General features: G+C 67.8%; 13 protein-coding genes and 1 pseudogene. 4 read left to right on the forward strand and 10 right to left on the reverse strand.

Features of this window, described 5'->3' with window-relative positions; genetic code table 11:
• Positions 1-175: 175 nt before the first annotated feature.
• Together FB600_RS29325 and FB600_RS29330 are read left to right on the forward strand one after the other, a co-directional pair.
• Complete coding sequence (locus tag FB600_RS29325; protein ID WP_103691934.1) at positions 176-814, forward strand: glutathione S-transferase family protein; 639 nt, start codon at positions 176-178, stop codon at positions 812-814.
• 212 nt (positions 815-1,026) lie between these two features.
• Complete coding sequence (locus tag FB600_RS29330) at positions 1,027-2,139, forward strand: alkene reductase (RefSeq protein ID WP_036056805.1); 1,113 nt, start codon at positions 1,027-1,029, stop codon at positions 2,137-2,139.
• A 266-nt stretch (positions 2,140-2,405) separates the two neighbouring features.
• Here the strand turns inward: FB600_RS29330 and FB600_RS29335 are convergent, their stop codons facing one another.
• The 6 genes and pseudogenes from FB600_RS29335 to FB600_RS37875 all read right to left on the reverse strand — a co-directional run.
• The gene (locus FB600_RS29335; RefSeq protein WP_017918605.1) at positions 2,406-3,518 is read right to left on the reverse strand and encodes a LacI family DNA-binding transcriptional regulator; all 1,113 of its coding nucleotides are present in this window, start codon (positions 3,516-3,518) and stop codon (positions 2,406-2,408) included.
• Positions 3,519-3,580: 62 nt separating this feature from the next.
• Positions 3,581-4,540, reverse strand: a complete 960-nt coding sequence (locus tag FB600_RS29340; RefSeq protein ID WP_096752783.1) for a dihydrodipicolinate synthase family protein — start codon at positions 4,538-4,540, stop codon at positions 3,581-3,583.
• A 39-nt stretch (positions 4,541-4,579) separates the two neighbouring features.
• Positions 4,580-5,899, reverse strand: coding sequence for an MFS transporter (locus FB600_RS29345; RefSeq protein WP_096752784.1), 1,320 nt, complete (start codon positions 5,897-5,899; stop codon positions 4,580-4,582).
• A gap of 58 nt (positions 5,900-5,957) precedes the next feature.
• Positions 5,958-6,878 carry a ribokinase gene (gene rbsK, locus FB600_RS29350; protein WP_098153174.1) on the reverse strand — a complete coding sequence of 307 codons (921 nt, stop codon included), beginning with the start codon at positions 6,876-6,878 and terminating at the stop codon, positions 5,958-5,960.
• 642 nt (positions 6,879-7,520) lie between these two features.
• Positions 7,521-8,276: a hypothetical protein gene (locus FB600_RS29360; RefSeq protein ID WP_044274877.1), complete on the reverse strand. Its 756-nt coding sequence runs from the start codon at positions 8,274-8,276 to the stop codon at positions 7,521-7,523.
• A gap of 185 nt (positions 8,277-8,461) precedes the next feature.
• Positions 8,462-8,647 (reverse strand): annotated as a pseudogene (locus FB600_RS37875) (hypothetical protein); the annotation flags it as partial.
• Between the two features lie 197 nt (positions 8,648-8,844).
• Here FB600_RS37875 and FB600_RS29370 point away from each other — a divergent pair.
• Together FB600_RS29370 and FB600_RS29375 are read left to right on the forward strand one after the other, a co-directional pair.
• The gene (locus FB600_RS29370) at positions 8,845-9,888 is read left to right on the forward strand and encodes an ABC transporter substrate-binding protein (protein WP_036035644.1); all 1,044 of its coding nucleotides are present in this window, start codon (positions 8,845-8,847) and stop codon (positions 9,886-9,888) included.
• A gap of 103 nt (positions 9,889-9,991) precedes the next feature.
• The gene (locus FB600_RS29375; protein ID WP_145758041.1) at positions 9,992-11,680 is read left to right on the forward strand and encodes a GMC family oxidoreductase; all 1,689 of its coding nucleotides are present in this window, start codon (positions 9,992-9,994) and stop codon (positions 11,678-11,680) included.
• Positions 11,681-11,738: 58 nt separating this feature from the next.
• Here the strand turns inward: FB600_RS29375 and FB600_RS29380 are convergent, their stop codons facing one another.
• The 4 genes from FB600_RS29380 to FB600_RS29395 are packed head-to-tail and all read right to left on the reverse strand — an operon-like array spanning position 11,739 to position 16,306.
• Complete coding sequence (locus FB600_RS29380) at positions 11,739-13,166, reverse strand: aldehyde dehydrogenase family protein (RefSeq protein WP_145758027.1); 1,428 nt, start codon at positions 13,164-13,166, stop codon at positions 11,739-11,741.
• A 52-nt stretch (positions 13,167-13,218) separates the two neighbouring features.
• Entirely contained in the window at positions 13,219-14,067 is an 849-nt protein-coding gene (locus FB600_RS29385; RefSeq protein WP_098182700.1) for an ABC transporter permease, read from the reverse strand.
• A complete protein-coding gene (locus FB600_RS29390) occupies positions 14,064-14,933 on the reverse strand; it encodes an ABC transporter permease (RefSeq protein ID WP_409995261.1) in 870 nt (289 codons plus the stop codon). The genes FB600_RS29385 and FB600_RS29390 overlap by 4 nt, the downstream gene beginning before the upstream one ends.
• Before the next feature lie 38 nt (positions 14,934-14,971).
• Positions 14,972-16,306 carry an NAD(P)/FAD-dependent oxidoreductase gene (locus tag FB600_RS29395; RefSeq protein ID WP_096752789.1) on the reverse strand — a complete coding sequence of 445 codons (1,335 nt, stop codon included), beginning with the start codon at positions 16,304-16,306 and terminating at the stop codon, positions 14,972-14,974.
• Between the last annotated feature and the right edge of the window lies 1 nt (position 16,307).

Raw genomic sequence — 16,307 nt, forward strand, 5'->3', positions numbered from 1 at the left:
CGTTCCGCGCGCTCCGCGCCTTCGATAGCGATGCGTGATCCGCAGCTTCCGCGAGCGGCGCGGGAATGCGCTCATGCTCGCGCGGAATAGGTCTTATCTCCACCATGGTGCTTCCGAGGCAAAGGCCGATCGACGAAAGTGAGGGCATTCCAGTCACGTATCCAGGAGTCACTTCATGTACCAGGTCTACGCGTTTGCCACGCCGAATTCCGTCAAGGTTCCGATCGCGCTCGAAGAGCTCGGTTTGCAATATGAACTGCATTCGGTCAACGTCAGGAAAGGCGAACAGAAGCACCCGGATTTCATCGCACTGAACCCGAACGGCAAGGTGCCGGTGCTCCGTGATGGTGAGCGGGGCTTCACGCTGAGTGAGTCGGCGGCGATCCTGGTTTATCTCGCCGAGCGTCATGGTGCGCTGCTGGCCGAGGATCCGCTGACGCGCGCCCGGACTTTCGAGCAACTGTTCGCGCATGCTTCCGGTCTCGGCCCGGCATTCGGGCAGGCCGGGTATTTTCTGCGCTTCGCGCCCGCGGAATCCCCCGGGCATGCGCTGGACCGCTTCGCGCAGGAAGCCCGACGTCAGCTTGGCCTTCTGGATGCGTTACTGGCCGGCCGCACGTTCGTGGCGGGGGAAGACTTTTCGATCGCCGACATCGCCCATTTCGGATGGATCTGGCGACGGACCTTTCCGGACCTGACGCTGGACACGGCACCGAACGTGCAGCGCTGGTACGACGCCGTGGCAAGCCGCCCGGCGGTGGAGCGAGCCATCGGCAGGATCGAGGCGCTCGCCGAAGGCAGGCAACCGGCATGACACGGACGCTGTCGAGATACCGTCCTCTCATCGCGCTCGCCGTGCTGTCGAGCGCGGCAAGGATGATCAGTAGCCGCTCGTCGTCGACGCCGGCAGCGGCGCCCTTGTCGAGCGCGGCCGTGAGTGCGGAGCTTGCCCGGATGGTGGGCTTTGGCATGGTCTAGATGACGCCCAGTATTCGATCCACCACCTATCACCCACTAGTGAACGATATGAACAGACTTTTCAGCCGCATCAACGTCGGCCCTCTCGAACTCGACCACCGCGTCGTTCTCGCGCCCCTGACGCGGATGCGCACCGAAGAAGGCAACATACCCGGTGATCTGATGGTCGACTACTACACGCAGCGTGCGTCCCGCGGCGGGTTGCTGATTAGCGATGCGACCGCTGTTTCGCCGCTTGGCATCGCTTACGTCGACGCACCGGGGATCTATACGGAAGCCCAGATGCGCGGATGGCAGCGTGTGGTCGACGCCGTGCACGCCAGGGGGGCGCGCATCTTCCTCCAGATGTGGCACGCGGGTCGTCAGGCGCATCCGGCCAACACGGGTGGCCTGACGCCGGTTGCGCCGTCGGCACTGCGCTCGCTCGAACATGCGGCTATCCGTGACGCGAACGGAAGTATCGTCGAAGCGGAATTGGTCGTGCCGCGCGTGCTCGAGATCGATGAGATCGAGGCGATTGTCGAGCAGTTCCGTCGCGGCGCCGAACTTGCCTTGCAGGCGGGATTCGACGGCGTGGAACTGCACGGTGCGAACGGCTACCTGTTCGAGCAGTTCCTGCTGGACGGTACCAACCAGCGCACGGATCGATACGGCGGCCCGATCCCGAACCGCGCACGTTTTCTGTTCGACACGCTGGATGCCGTGGCATCCGTGTGGGGACCGGGTCGAGTGGCGCTTCGCCTGTCGCCTAGCGGAACTTATGGAACGATGTCCGACAGTGATCCGTATGCAACGTTCGGCTACGTGGCTCGCCGTCTCAACGATTACGATCTTGCGTACCTGCATTTGATCGAACCGCGTATTCGCGGCATCGTCGAACAGGCGACGCGCGAGACCGACGTGACGTCGAAGGACATCCGCCAAATCTATCGGGGGACCATTATCGCGGCGGGCGGCTTCACGGGCGCCAGCGCGGAACAGATCATTGCTGACGGGCATGCGGATCTCGTGGCCTTCGGCCGGATGTTCATTTCCAATCCCGATCTGCCGTACCGCCTGCGCCAGGGCAGGCCGCTCGCACCCTATGACCGATCGACGTTCTATGGTGGAGACGGACGAGGGTATACCGACTATGCGCGGGATTCGCAGACGATTGCGTGACGGAGCGTGTCAATCGCTGGTGTTCCCTATCTCAGGAAACGGTCGCAAAGGCGCCCGGCGCTCATTCGCCTGCCTGGAGGTGTAGAGGTGGTCAGGCGTCTCGCCATGAAGTCTCGGACGGCAGCCCAGCCGGCTGCGGAGTCCGGCAAACTGCGGATTCGCTTCGCGCGCCGATTTGATCGTCATGCCGCTTGGTTCGTGCCGGCCGCCGCCGTGATCGGCTCGCGATGCGTGGATGGCTGGCGTAGGCAGGCGCCGACCTCGCACTAGCTGTCGCGGCAAGGCCCCGTCGACTCGCGCACCCTCAAGACCGCCGGCACCGCATGCCCGTGCCGCCGCGGCTTGCCATCCAGCGCATCCAGCAGATGCCGCGCCGCAACCACGCCGATCTCGCGCGTATCCACGTGCATGGTGGTCAGCGGCGGCCGCGCCTCGCTCGCGATCGCCAAATCGTCGAAGCCGGTCACGGACAACTGCCCGGGCACGGCGATCCCCAGCGCTTCCGCTTCCCGCAGCACGCCCAGCGCGATATGGTCGTTGCCGCAGATGATCGCGCTCGGCCGCGATCCCGCTTGCTGCCAGATCGAGCGCAGGGCGCGCCGGCCGAAATCGAGCGTGGCTTCTCCCTCGAGCAGATGCTCGGGGCGCACCGCCAGGCCGTGACGCGCAAGCGCCGCGCTGATGCCAGCCAGCCGGGCCTGAACGCGGTCGTTGCCGTGGGTCGACTGGAGGCAGACCGCGAAAGCGCGATGGCCGAGCCCGATCAGGTGCTCGGTGATCTCGCGATAGGCGGCATGGTTGTCGAAGCCGATGCAGTCGTGCGGGCTGCCCTCGCGCCAGGCGTACAGCACCACATAGGGTACCCGCCAGACGCGCAGCGCATCGAACAGCGCCGGTGGATGCGCCTCGCCCACCACCGCGATCGCTTCCACGCCGCGCGCGAGCATGGCATGGACCTGCGACAGCGCCTCGTTCGGGTCGTAGTTCGAGCAGCCGAGAAACAAGGTGATGCCGCGCGCGGCGAAGCTGGCCTGCATGCCGCTGACCTGCGAGGCGAACACCTGGTCGTCGAGCGTGGGAATGACGATGCCGGCGATATGGCTGCGGGTGGAGGCCAGCGCCCGCCCGGCCGCATTGGGGAACCAGTTCAGTTCCAGCGCGGCCTGCTCGACGCGCGCGCGCACCTGCTCCGATACCTTGCCGGGTTCGTTGTAGACGCGCGAGACCGTGGCGGTGGACACTCCGGCGCGCTTCGCCACGTCGGACAGCACCGCGCGCCCGCTGCCGCGGCGCGCGCGCGCGCCGCTCGAGCGCTGTACCGGCGACGGTTCTCCGTCTTCAGGGGCCGGGGTGGAGGCGTAATCGGAGGAACGGGGCATCGACAGTCGGTTTCGTGCAGGCGGTTCGCCATCTTACCCGCTGCGGGCCGGGCAGCGCCTGGTCAGGCCGCGGCGGCGATGCGCGCGCGGAAATGCTCGGTGCCCTCGACGATCTTGTCGAGCACGGCATCGAGCGCCCAGAAGCGTTCGCGTACGTCGTAGTCGATCACGCGGCAGCGGATCGACTGGAAGGTGCCGATGCGCTGGTGATAGATCTTCGCGAGAGCCGGGTAGCCGAGCGCTTCGGACACCGCTGACAGCACCAGGAAGGTCGAAAGTTCCTGCGCCAGCGCGGGGTTCTCGTCGGCACGATTGCGCAGCCAGTGGTACAGGTCGGGATGGAAGTTCGTGAACACGCCGTTGAATCCGCCCGAGCCGGCCTTCATCGCATCCCAGGCGATCGCGGCGTTCGCGTTGAGGACCGTCATCGGCGAGCCCTGGGCCAGCGCGACGCGGCGCTTGACCGTGTCGAGATCGCAGCTGACGTCCTTGAGCATCACGAAGCGGCCCGTATCGATGCACAGCTTGAGCTCGTCGTCGGACAGCAGGCGCCGGTAGGGCGCCGGGCATTCGTACAGGCCCAAGGCAATGTCCGACGGCAGGCGCTTGATCAGCCGGCGCAGGTTCGCCGCGAACGCCTCGGTGCCTTCACGGCGCGGATCGAGCCGATTCGTCACCAGCACGATGCCGTCCGCGCCCGTTGCGGCCGCAGCGTTCAACTCCTCGGCCTGTGCATCGGGGTCGTCGCTGATGTGGCCTGACACCACCACCGGCACGCGGCCCGCCACGCGCTCGACCACGAAGCGGCCCAGCGCGGCACGCTCGGCCAGGCTCAGGAACTGCATTTCGCTGGACTGGGCGACCGCGAACAGCGCGTCGCTGCCGTGCGCGAGATACCACTCGATCAGCCGTTCGAGCCCGGCATAGTCGATCGCGCCGTCCTGGTCGAACGGCGTCAGCATGACCGGAACGATGCCTTCGATGGATTGCGACGCGCGTGTCGCGAAGAGGGGGGATGTCATGTCGGTGTCCTGCCGTGTGAGGAGTGAATAGGGCGCAGCTCAAGCCGGCGCACGGGCCGTGCTGCCGGGTTGCGCTTCGCCCTCGATCGGCTTGCGCACCAGGAACAGGTAGCTCATCGCGCCGACGAAGGCGATCGCGGCGGCGGTCAGCAAAGCCGGCACGAAGGACCAGGCCTGCGCGATGTAGCCGGTGAGGATGGGTGCCAGGGCGCCGCCGAGAAAACCGCCGAAATTCTGGATCGCGCCGAGCGAGCCGACGCGATTGGGCGGCGCCGCGGCCGTCGCGAGCGCCCAGGAGCAGGCCGAGGCCGCATTGGCCAGGAAGATCACCACCGAGATGCAGACGATGGCGACCGTATTGCTTTCCACCAGCGCAGCCGGCACCGTGAATGCCACCATGCCGAGCATCGCGATCACCACCGCGTTGCGCCGGCTCGCCACCGGCGAGGTGCTGCGCTTCGTGATGAGGTCGGAGAACCAGCCAGCGCACAGTGCGCCGAGAAAGCCGCAGAAGAAGGGCAGCGAGGCGGCCATGCCGGTATGGATCAGCGTCATGTGGCGCTGCATGGTCAGATAACCGGGCAGCCAGGTCAGGTAGACCCAGTTCAGGTAGACCGAGCCGAAGAAGCCGATCAGCATGCCCCAGGTGGTCAGGTTCGAGAACAGGGCACGCCAGTCGGCGAAGCTCAGGTGTTCGGCGGCCTGCGTCTTTGCCGCGTCGCCCTGCAGATAACGGGCTTCCTCGGCCGTCAGCACCGACGGGTTCGGGTCGCGATAGACGGCAAGCCAGATCACCGCGACGACCAGGCCGAGCGCGCCGGTGGCGATGAAGGCCCAGCGCCAGTGGAACTCGGCGACCAGGATCGACAGGCAGAGCGGGGCGAGCGCGGTGCCCAGCGGCGAGGCGGAATTGAAGATCCCGGTGGGCTTGCCGCGCGAGCGCAGCGGAAACCAGTTGCTCACCACGCGCGCGGCGGACGGAAACTGCGGCGACTCGCCGATGCCCAGCACGATGCGCGCGACGATGAACCAGCCGAAGGTCGAGACCAGGCCGCCCGCCGCCTGCGCGAGCGACCAGACGATCAGGCCGATGCCGAGCAGCCGGCGCGGCCCGATGCGATCGACGAGACCGCCGACCGGCAACTGGAACAGGGCGTAGCTCCACGAGAACGCCGACAGCAGCAGCCCCATTTCGCCGAGCGAGAGGCCGAGGTCCTTGCGGATCAGCGGATTGGCCACCGCCAGTGTGCCCCGGTCCAGGTAGTTGACGATGCCGCTCACCATCAGCAGCGTGAGGGCCACGATCTGGGCGCGGCGCACGCGGGGTGGGGCCTGCTCGGGCGTGAGGCTTGGCTTCATGCTGTCGTCTCCATGCGTTTTCTTGTTGGGCTGCGGCGCTGGTCGCGTGCAGTCGGGGCTACCGGGCGACGAGGGCGGGCGCGGTTCGCGCCCGGACCTCGGCCTGCGTCGGAATGGATGCCTGCGCGCCCTGGCGCGTGACGCTGAGCGCGGCGGCCTGCTGGCCGAATTCGATCGCATCGCGCAGGCTCGCGCCGCGCACGTGCTCGGCGGCGAAACCGCCTACGAAGGTGTCGCCGGCGGCCGTGGTGTCGATCGCCTCGACGCGTGGCGCGGGCAGATGGCTGGCCTCGTCGCCGCGCGCATACCAGGCGCCCTGTGCGCCGAGCGTGACGATCACCGTCTTCACCCCTTTGGCGAGCAGGCATGCCGCGGCCTCGCGGGCGGCGGCAGGGCCATCGACGGGCAGGCCGGTCAGCAGTTGGGCTTCGGTCTCGTTGAGGATCAGGAAGTCGACCTGCCGGTAGAGCGCATCCGGAAGCGGCTGCGCCGGCGCGGGGTTCAGCAGCACCGGCGTGCCGGCTCGCGCGGCGAGCGCCACGGCGCGCAGGACCGTATCGAGCGGCACCTCGAGCTGGCAGATCAGCAGGCCGGCGGCGTCGATGGCGTCCCGTGCCGCCTCGACGTGATCGGGGGCGAGGCGGGCGTTGGCGCCCGGGGACACCACGATCGTGTTCGCGCCGTCCTCGGCCACCGTGATGACCGCGGTGCCGCTTGCGACGCCGGCAACCGTGTGCAAATGGGCGGTGTCGATGCCTTCCGCCTGCAGACCGTCCCGAAGCTGCACGCCGAAATCGTCGGCGCCGAGGCAGCCGAGCATCGCCACCGACGCACCCAGGCGCGCCGCGGCCACGGCCTGGTTGGCGCCCTTGCCACCGCCGAAAGTCGCCAGATCCCCGCCCAGCAAGGTCTCCCCGCGTGCGGGAAGACGCTTCGCCTGCACCGCGAGATCCATGTTCGCGCTGCCGACGACAAGGATCGAGGCCGGTATCTGCCGATTCGTCGGCGCAATGTTAGCGCTTACATTTTGGGACGTTTGAGGATTCGACATATCAAATCGGTGCGGAAATGAATGAAGGCGTGGACGTGTTAGCGCTTACATTGATGTTGCCGGAGCATAGCAGGGGAGCGGCAACGGCGGGGAGTAGGGGAACTCCTTAAGCCGGCGGGCTCCGGGTTCCCCTGGATAAGACCGTCAAGCGGTGCCGGCCGAGCGCTGCCCGGCAGGTCAGTTGCGAACGATCCGATCCCAACCCGCCATCGCCATCGCCATCTCGGCGATGGCTTGGAGTTCTGCTCTTTCGGCGCCATCCCGCGCTCGGATCGTCATGCACTCTGGACTGTCTGGAGGAACCTCGCGAACTTCACGACATCCGGTGATCCCGGAAATTCGCCTTCGGCGGCGGCCTTCTCGAAGCGCGACAAGAGCACGTCGAACGCGCCGCCCCGTGTGGTCCGCATCAGGTCACCGAGTTCGGTATGGCCATCGCTTCCGACCGTGTGCCGGCGCGCTGGTGGGAAGCCGGGACGCTTCGCATTCGGCTGCGTGACGTTCGGGCCGGTGGACGGGATGTGACGAGGGGCGCCCTGTTCGCGAGGCCGTTCCCTTCTCAGGCGTCGATCAGCCGCCGCGCTTCAGATTCGCGTCGTTGGCCAGCTTTTCAAGTTCCTCGGTGAACAACTGGTATCTGGGGTTGTCGTTGACCATGGCCTGGCGTTGCTGGACCTCGCCCCAGGCTGCCGGGGTCTGATTCTTCGCGGCTTTCTTCTGCTCCAGCATGCCCCACTTCTTCCGGTAGTAAATGGTCCAACTCTTGATCTCGGGCTTCTGGGTGACCAGCAGTTCGAGTTTGGCGTAGCACGACTTCGGCTTGCCCGGCAGGTTGTCGCTGGCCTTGGGGCCATCGTGGATGGTGCAGGGGCTGTCGGACAGATAAAGCCGGACTTCGTCGGGCTCCTCGCGGTTGAAGTGCGTGCCGTACTGCTTGATCATCTCGTCCCAGCCCATGATGACGCGTTCCTCGGCATGGCCCACGCCACCGTCATCGTCCCCGCCCATCCCTTGCCGCCCGACATAGTCGGCAATCTTTTCGTTAATGGTGCGCCTCACGGCGTTGAAATTGCTGGCCTCGAGCTTGGTCATGGGGCCGATCGGCTTGCTGCGGGCGTTGGCCTCGTCGAGACTGCTCTTCAGCTCGTTGCCGATGACCTGCAAGGTGTTTTGTGTCGAGATGGTCACCCAGAAGCGCTTGTTGCCGGAGCTGCGGTTGCCCAGCTCGGCAATGGCCCAAACCCGGTTCTTGCCGATGCTGTTTCTCGCGATATTCGCGAAGGCCTGGCCGAGTTCGTCGAACGAGGCGAGAAGATTGGGTAGCACGTTGTTTCTCCTGGGTGACATTGCGATCGATACCGTTTCGTGTCCAGAACAGCGCAACGGACGGATTTATTCCATGCCGGCATCGTTTTCGACTTGCCGCTGCGAGACGGGAGCGAAGCCTAGGGGTGGCGCGCGAGCAACTCCGCGTTCCCGTGGCGATCGACTGCAAGGACCCAAGCCCGGCGTCAGTTGCGCGCGCCGGTAGTCAGCGAATCTTGTTTTCGCCACGCCTTCCGGCGCTGTGTCATCACGGACAGCGCACCTCGCGCAACCTTCCACCACGCGAATGGACGAGGATCTGCGAGCATGCTCAACGCCCGCGCATAATCCAGCGTAAGTCCCGGCGTCCATGCCATCGTGACCGCGCGTTCCCCGCCTGCACGCCGCCCCATCGGCTCGGGGGGGCATTACATCAGGTCATGACGGCCACAACAATTTCGGCGTTGTCCGCCGTAAATTGGCTCTCTATATTCGAATCGCCCCGATGATCGAATGCCCGATGCGGCGCGCCATTGAAGCCCCGCGCCGGACGACGTTTCCACTTCCAACGTGTCGAGGAAGATTCACGATGAGAATCAACCGTTTGTGTCAGGCTGCCATAACACTCGCGATCGCCAGCGCGAACGCCGCGCCGGCATTCGCTGCCGGCCAGATCACCTTCGTTTCGCAGGGCGGCGCCTATCAGGAGGCGCAAACCAAGGCCATTCTCGATCCGGCCGCCAAGCAGCTCGGCATCACGATCAACCAGGACAGCATCCCCGACGCCTGGCCACAGATCAAGGCGCAGGGCGCCACCGGCAAGCCGATCTGGGACGTGGTGGACACGCCCACCTCGAACTGCCTGCGCGGCGGCCACGATGGCCTGATCGAGAAGCTCGACTATTCGAAGATGCCCAATGCGGCCTCGATCCCCGAGAAATACCGCACGCCGTATTCGGTGCCGTACGAGTTCTATTCGAGCGTGATCGGCTACAACAGGAAGACCGTCAAGAAAGTGCCGCACAGTTGGGCCGACTTCTGGAACGTGAAGGGTTTCCCCGGCACGCGCGCGCTGCGCAACGATCCGCAGACGACGCTCGAGGCCGCGCTACTGGCCGACGGCGTGCCGCGCGACAAGCTATACCCGCTCGACGTGGACCGTGCGTTTCGCAAGCTCGCGCAGATCAAGCCCGACATCGCCGTGTGGTGGACCTCGGGCGGCCAGTCGGCGCAGTTGCTGCACGACGGCGAGGTGGACATGGAGATGATCTGGAACGGTCGCGCGAGCGCGGTGGCCAAGGACAATCCCGACATCGTGTTCACCTACGAGGACGGCATCCTGCAGAACACCCAGCTGTGCATCCTGAAGAACGCGCCGAATCTCGCCAACGCGGTGCGCTTCGTGGACGCGGCCGTGTCGCCGGACCTGCAGGCCAACCTGCCAAAGTACATCGATTACGGCCCGGGCAACCCCGCCGCCTACGCCGGCAACAAGATCTCGGCACAGCGCGCGGCGGAATTGCCGAGCTCGCCGGCGAACGCGGCCAAGCAGGCGCTGATGTCGGAGACGTGGTGGGCCTCGCCGGCCGGCATCGACGCGAAGGCACGCTGGCTCAAGTTCATGCAGCAGTGAAGAGGGCCGGTGCGGCGCGCGCTCGATATGCGCCGTACCGTGTCTTTCAGGGTTCCCCGATCTTCCGGTGGTGCCGCGCGGCGTCTCTTACCCGTCCTTCATCGTGTATGACTATCTGATCCTGGGTGGTGGTTCGGCCGGCTGCGTGCTGGCCGCCCGGTTGTCCGAGGACGCCACCGCCTCGGTCTGCCTTGTCGAGGCCGGCCGCAACGTCGAGGCTGCAAGCTTGCCGCCCGAGATGCGCAGCCGCTATCCGGGCCGCGCCTACCTCGACGCGCGCAATCTCTGGGCACGCCTGCAGGCGCGCATGAGCGAGCTGGCCGCGCCTCGCCGCTACGAGCAGGCGCGCGTGCTCGGCGGCGGCTCCGCGATCAATGCGCTGATGGCGAATCGCGGCGCCCCGGCCGATTACGACGAATGGGAGGCGCTCGGCGCGACCGGCTGGAACTGGGCCGCCTGCCTGCCATATTTCCTGAAGCTCGAGCGCGACGTCGATTTCGCGGGCCCGCTGCATGGCGCGAGCGGCCCGCTGCGCGTGCGTCGCGCGCCGCCCGAGCGACTCTCGCCATTCGTGCGCGTCGTGCTCGACGCGCTCGGCCGCCAGGGCCATCCACTGCGCCTGGATCAGAACGGGGCGTGGGAAGACGGCGCCTTCATCGGCGCGATCGCGGTCAGCGATCAGGGGGAGCGCATTCCCACCTCGGTCTGCTATCTCGACGACGCCGTGCGCGCGCGCTCGAACCTCGCGATACTGACCGACACGCAGGTCGAGCGTGTGCGCTTCGAGGGCCGCCGCGCGGTGGGCGCGGAGATGCTGCGCGCCGACGGCAGCCGTGCCGTGTTGTCGGCACGGCGGGTGATCGTCAGCGCCGGCGCGATCCACAGCCCGACGCTGCTGATGCGCAGCGGGGTGGGGCCGGCCGACGTGCTGCGCGAGCACGGCATCTCCGTGGTGGCCGCACGCGATGGCGTGGGTCGCAATCTCATGGAGCATCCGTCTATCGCGGTGTCGGCGTTCCTGCCGCGCGAGATGCGCACGCCGTTTCCGGACGAGCATCACGAGCAGGCTATCGTTCGTTATTCTTCGGGGCTGCCCGGCACGCCGCCCGGCGACATGCACGGCGCGATCCTGTCGCGCTCGGGTTGGCACTCGATCGGGTACCGGCTCGGCACGATGTTCTTCTGGGTCAACAAATCGTATTCGCGCGGACGGGTCACACTGGCCTCGACCGATTCGGGCCACGAGCCGAACGTGGCGTTCTCGATGCTGTCGGACGCACGCGATCTCGAACGGCTCAAGGGCGCGTTGCGCTTCGGCGCGTGCACGCTGGCCGAGCCGGGGCTGGCCGCGCGGCTGGGGCCCCGCTTCCCGTCGAGCTATTCGCCGCGAGTGGCGGCCGTGGCATTGCCAGGCAGATGGAACGCGTGGCGGCGAGGCGCGCTAAGCGGGCTGCTCGACGCGGCGGGGCCGTTGCGCGGCGCGCTGATCGAGCGGGTGGTCACGCAGGGCGTGTCGCTGGCTACGCTGCTGGCCGACGATGCCGCGCTTACCGAGTTCGTCACACGTTCGGTGGGGGGCACCTGGCATCCGTCGGGCACCTGCCGGATGGGCGCGGCCGACGACGCGATGGCCGTGACCGGCGCCGACGGCGCGGTGCATGGCGTGGACGCGCTCACCGTGTGTGATGCCTCGCTCATGCCGTCGATCCCTTGCGCGAACACCAACGTGCCGACCATCATGGTCGCCGAGCGCATCGCCGACATGTTGCTGGCGAAGTCCAGGCGAGGCTGACCGAACGCCGGCGGGATGCGCGGGCAGCGGGCGCGACGCGTTCGCCGCCGCCGCGTGCTCAACCGCCGTGGCCGACCACGCCCTTCACCTCGAGAAATGCCTCGAGGCCCCATTCCGCATATTCGCGGCCGTTGCCCGACTGCTTGTAGCCGCCGAACGGCGCGCCCGCGTCCCAGGCAGGATAGTTCAGGTACACGCTGCCCGCGCGCAGCCGCAAGGCCAGGCGGCGCGCGCGCTCGAGGTCGCCGGACTGCACGTAGGCGGCCAGGCCGTAGGGGCTGTCGTTGGCGATCGCGATCGCCTCCTCTTCGTCGCGATAGGGCAAGATCGCCAGCACCGGCCCGAAGATCTCCTCGCGCGCGATTGTCATGTCAGGGCGTACGTTCGCGAATACGGTGGGCCGCACGAAATAGCCGCGCCTCAGATCGCCGGGCCGGCCCGGGCCACCCGCCACCAGCTGCGCGCCGTCGGCGATGCCGGTTTCGATCAGGCACTGGATTCGTTCGTACTGCGTGGCGTTGATGACCGGTCCCATGGTGCTGCCGTCCATCTCGGGCGGCCCCACGCGATGCGCGTGGGCGGCGCGCCGCGCGATCTCTACCGCCTCGTCGTGGCGCGCGGCTGGCACCAGCATGCGGGTGGGCGCGTTGCACGACTGGCCGCTGTTGCTGAAGCAACTGTCCACGCCTGAGGTCACGGCGGTTTCGAAGTCGGCGTCGTCCAGCAGCAGGTTCGCGGATTTGCCGCCGAGCTCCTGGTGCACGCGCTTGACGCCGGGCGCGGCCAGCGTGGCGACCTGGATGCCGGCGCGCGTCGAGCCGGTGAACGACACCATGTCCACCTCGGGATGCGCGCACAGCGCGGCGCCCACGCCGGGGCCGTCGCCGTGCACGAGGTTGAACACGCCCGGCGGCACGCCCGCCTCGTGCAGCACCTCGGCGAACAGCGCGGCGTCGAGCGGCGACACCTCGCTCGGCTTGAGCACCATCGTGCAGCCGGCTGCGATCGCGGGCCCCACCTTGCAGACGATCTGGTTGATCGGCCAGTTCCACGGCGTGATCAGCGCCACCACGCCGAGCGGCTCGTGGCGGATCAACGTGGTGCCCTTCATGCGCTCCCACCGGAACCGCTCGCAGGTGCGCAGCAGTTCCTCGAGATGGCGCTGGCCGAGCCCGGCCTGCCAGTCGGCGGCCAGCGCCGGCGGCGCGCCGAGTTCGTGCGACAACAGGAGCGAGAATTCATCGTAGCGGCGCAGATAGATCTCGAGCACGCGGCGCAGCAGCGCGACGCGTTCGTGCGGCGCTGTCTGCGAGAAGCTCGCGAACGCGCGCCGCGCGGCGGCCACGGCACGCTCGACGTCGTGTGCGTCGCCGAGCGCGACCTCGGCATACGGCGTTTCGGTGCAGGGGTCGACGACGGGCAGGCGCGCGTCGCCGTGCGGCGCGACCCACACGCCGTCGATATAGAAGTGCAGGGCATCGGTCATGCGGTGGGTTCCGTCGGGTTGGGGAGTTCGCGAAGGGCGCGGCGCGTGCGGCTCACGCCGTGGCCGCGCCGGCGTGTTCGTCGCGCGCGCTGCCGCGGCCGGCCTGGCGGCCCGCGGCGTCGTTGCCGCGACGCGTGATCACCACCATCAGTACCATCGCGAGCGTCAGCGCGGTGAGCATGGTACTGATCGCGGCGATGGTCGGATCGATCTCGTCGCGCAGCGTCACGAACATGCGGCGGGTCAGCGTCTGGTTCGCGCCGCCCGACACGAACAGTGCCACCACGGTTTCGTCGAGCGCCTGGATGAACACGAACACGGCGCCCGCGATGACGCTCGAGCGGATCTGCGGCAGCGTCACCACCATGAAGCTGCGAAAGCGGTTCATGCCGAGACTGCGCGCGGCCATTTCCTGCGCGTGATCGAACGAGCGCAGATCGGCGCCCACCGAGATCAGCACGTAGGGCAGGCCCAGCATCGCGTCGGCCAGGATCAGGCCGCCCAGCGAATTGACGTAGCCGAGCCGCGAATAGACGAAGAACACGCCCACCGCCACGATGATGATCGGCACCATCAGCGGCAGCAGCAGCACCGCTCGCATACGGAGGATCAGCGGATGCGAGCCGTGCTCGATCGCATAGGCGGCGGCCACGCCCAGCGGCGTGGCGATCAGCACCGCGCCGAACGAGGCGACCAGCGTGGTGCGCGCCGCGGCGAGCCATTCGGGATTGCCGAAGAACGCCGCGTACCAGCGCAGCGACAGCGCGGGCGGCGGGAAGGTCATGAAGCGGGTGTCCGAGAACGACATGGGCACCACGATCAGCACGGGGATCATCAGGAACGCGAGGATCAGCACCACCGCCGCGACGAGCAGCGCACGAGCCGGCAGATTGGGTTTCATTTCGCCCCCAGTGTCTTGTCGAGCGGGATCACCCGGCTGGCCACCCAGAAGATCGTGAACACGCAGGCCAGCAGCACGACGCTGACGGAGCTCGCCGCGCCCCAGCTGTTGTATATCTCGACATTGCGGTTGACGACCATCGACACCATGATCGATCGACCTCCGCCCATCAGCTCGGGCGTGATGTAGAAGCCCAGGCACAGGACGAACACCAGCGTGACGCCGGCCACCACGCCGGCCATGGACAGCGGCAGGAACACGCGCACGAAGTTGTGAAGCGGCGAGGCACCGAGGCTGGCCGCCGCCTGCGAGAGATCGCGCGGGATCTTCTGCATGGCCGAGTACAGCGGCAACACCATGAACGGCAGCAGGATGTGGATCATCGATATGATCACGCCGAGCTCGTTGTAGGCGAGTTGCATCGGCCGATCGATCAGGCCGCTCGCGAGCAGCAGCTTGTTGACCACGCCGGTGCGCTGCAGCAGCACGAGCCACGCGTAGGTGCGCACCAGCACGCTGGTCCAGAACGGCAGCACCACCATGCCGAGGATCAGCGCCGCGTAGCGCGGCTTGACCGAAGCGGCCAGATAGGCCACCGGGTAGGCGAGCAGCAGCGTGATGGCGGTGACGATCGCGCTCATACGAAAGGTGAGGGCGAAGGTGTCGAGGTAGGGGCCGCTGAAGATGCGGCGATAGAAGGCGAGGGTGAAGCCGCCGTCCTGGCGGATCGACTGCCAGGACAGCCACGCGAGCGGCACCACCAGCAGCAGCACGACGACCGCGAGCGCGGGCAGGAGCAACAGCAGCATCGTGCAATCCTCGCGCCGTTGATGGTGGCGCGCGGCGCCGGCCTCGTTCGATCGCATCAGTTCGGATTCCGGAATCAGGGTTCGGGCAGTCGTCATCATATCCCCAGCGCATCGAGAACCTGGTACCACGCGGCGACGAGCCTGACGCCCGGCGCGCGCAGCGCATGCAAAGGCACGGGCCGCAGCCCCTCCTGCGCGAGCAGCGCGAGATCGGGCCGCTCGCCGAGCGCGAGCGCCGCGGCGTGACGGCCGACCAGGCTCGCCATCGCCACGCCCGCGCCGTTGTACCCCAGGCAGAACACCGTGGACGCATCGGCCCGGCCCACGTGCGGCAGCGCGTTGAAGGTCATGCCGACGTAGCCGGACCATCGATACGCCACGCGCACCTCGGCCAGTTGCGGGAACAGCGCGACCATCCCGCGGCGCAGCGACTCGAAGCCGGTGCCTCCACCTTCCTTGCCGAACGCGTCGCGGCCGCCGAAGATCATGCGTCCGTCGGCGCGGCGGAACCACTTCATCATGCGGCGCGTTTCGGTATAGCTGCGCTGCTGCGTCATCAGCGTGGCATCGAGCCCGGCCGGCAACCGGTCGGTGGCGATCATGGCGCTGCGGAACGGAACCAGCTCGCGCTGGAAGTCGGCCGTGGCTGACGTCAGCGACGAGTAGGCGTTGGTGGCCATGATCACCTGCCGCGCGCGCACCGTGCCGCCGGGCGTGAGCAGCGTCGCGCCGTCGGCATGGCGGGCGAAGCCGGTGACGGGCGTGCCGGTGTGGATCGGCACACCGCTCGCGGCCAACCCGCGCGCCACGCCGAGCACGTATTCGAGCGGCAGGATGGTGCCCGCGTCGGCGCTGAGCACGCCGCCCACGAAGCCGTTCGAGCCGGTTTCCTCCGCCACTTCGGCGCGCGATAGCGTGCGCATCGAGGCATCGCCGAGCATGGTGCGCACCCAGTCGGCCTCGGCCACGCATGCCGCGAGTGCGCGCTCGGTGTGCGCGCAGCGCAGGCTGCCGGTGCGGGCGAGGCACGCCCCGGCGATGCCGAATTCGTCGACCAGCGCCTCCACCGCGCGCACGCCGTCGTGCGCGAGCCGGTGCATGCGCTGCGCGACTTCGAGGCCGTGTCGGCTCGCGATGGTCGGGAACGACAGGCGGAACTTGGACGACACCACGCCGCCGTTACGTCCGCTCGCGCCCCAGCCGACCGGGTTCGCGTCGAGCACCACGCAGGCCACGCCCCGCTGCCGCAGCGCGTGGGCGGCGGCCAGGCCGGAGTAGCCGGCGCCGACGATCGCGATCTCGGTACGCAACTCACGATCGAGCGGCCCCGCGCCGCGCTCGGCGCCGCTCGCGAGCGCGCCGGATTCGGCGGCCAGCGCGCGCCACAGCGAGGCCGGCTGCGGGGAGGTGGAGGCGGGCGCTTCGAGCATG

Origin of the sequence: Burkholderia sp. SJZ089, assembly GCF_007828315.1 — a bacterium.
Taxonomy (GTDB): domain Bacteria; phylum Pseudomonadota; class Gammaproteobacteria; order Burkholderiales; family Burkholderiaceae; genus Burkholderia; species Burkholderia gladioli.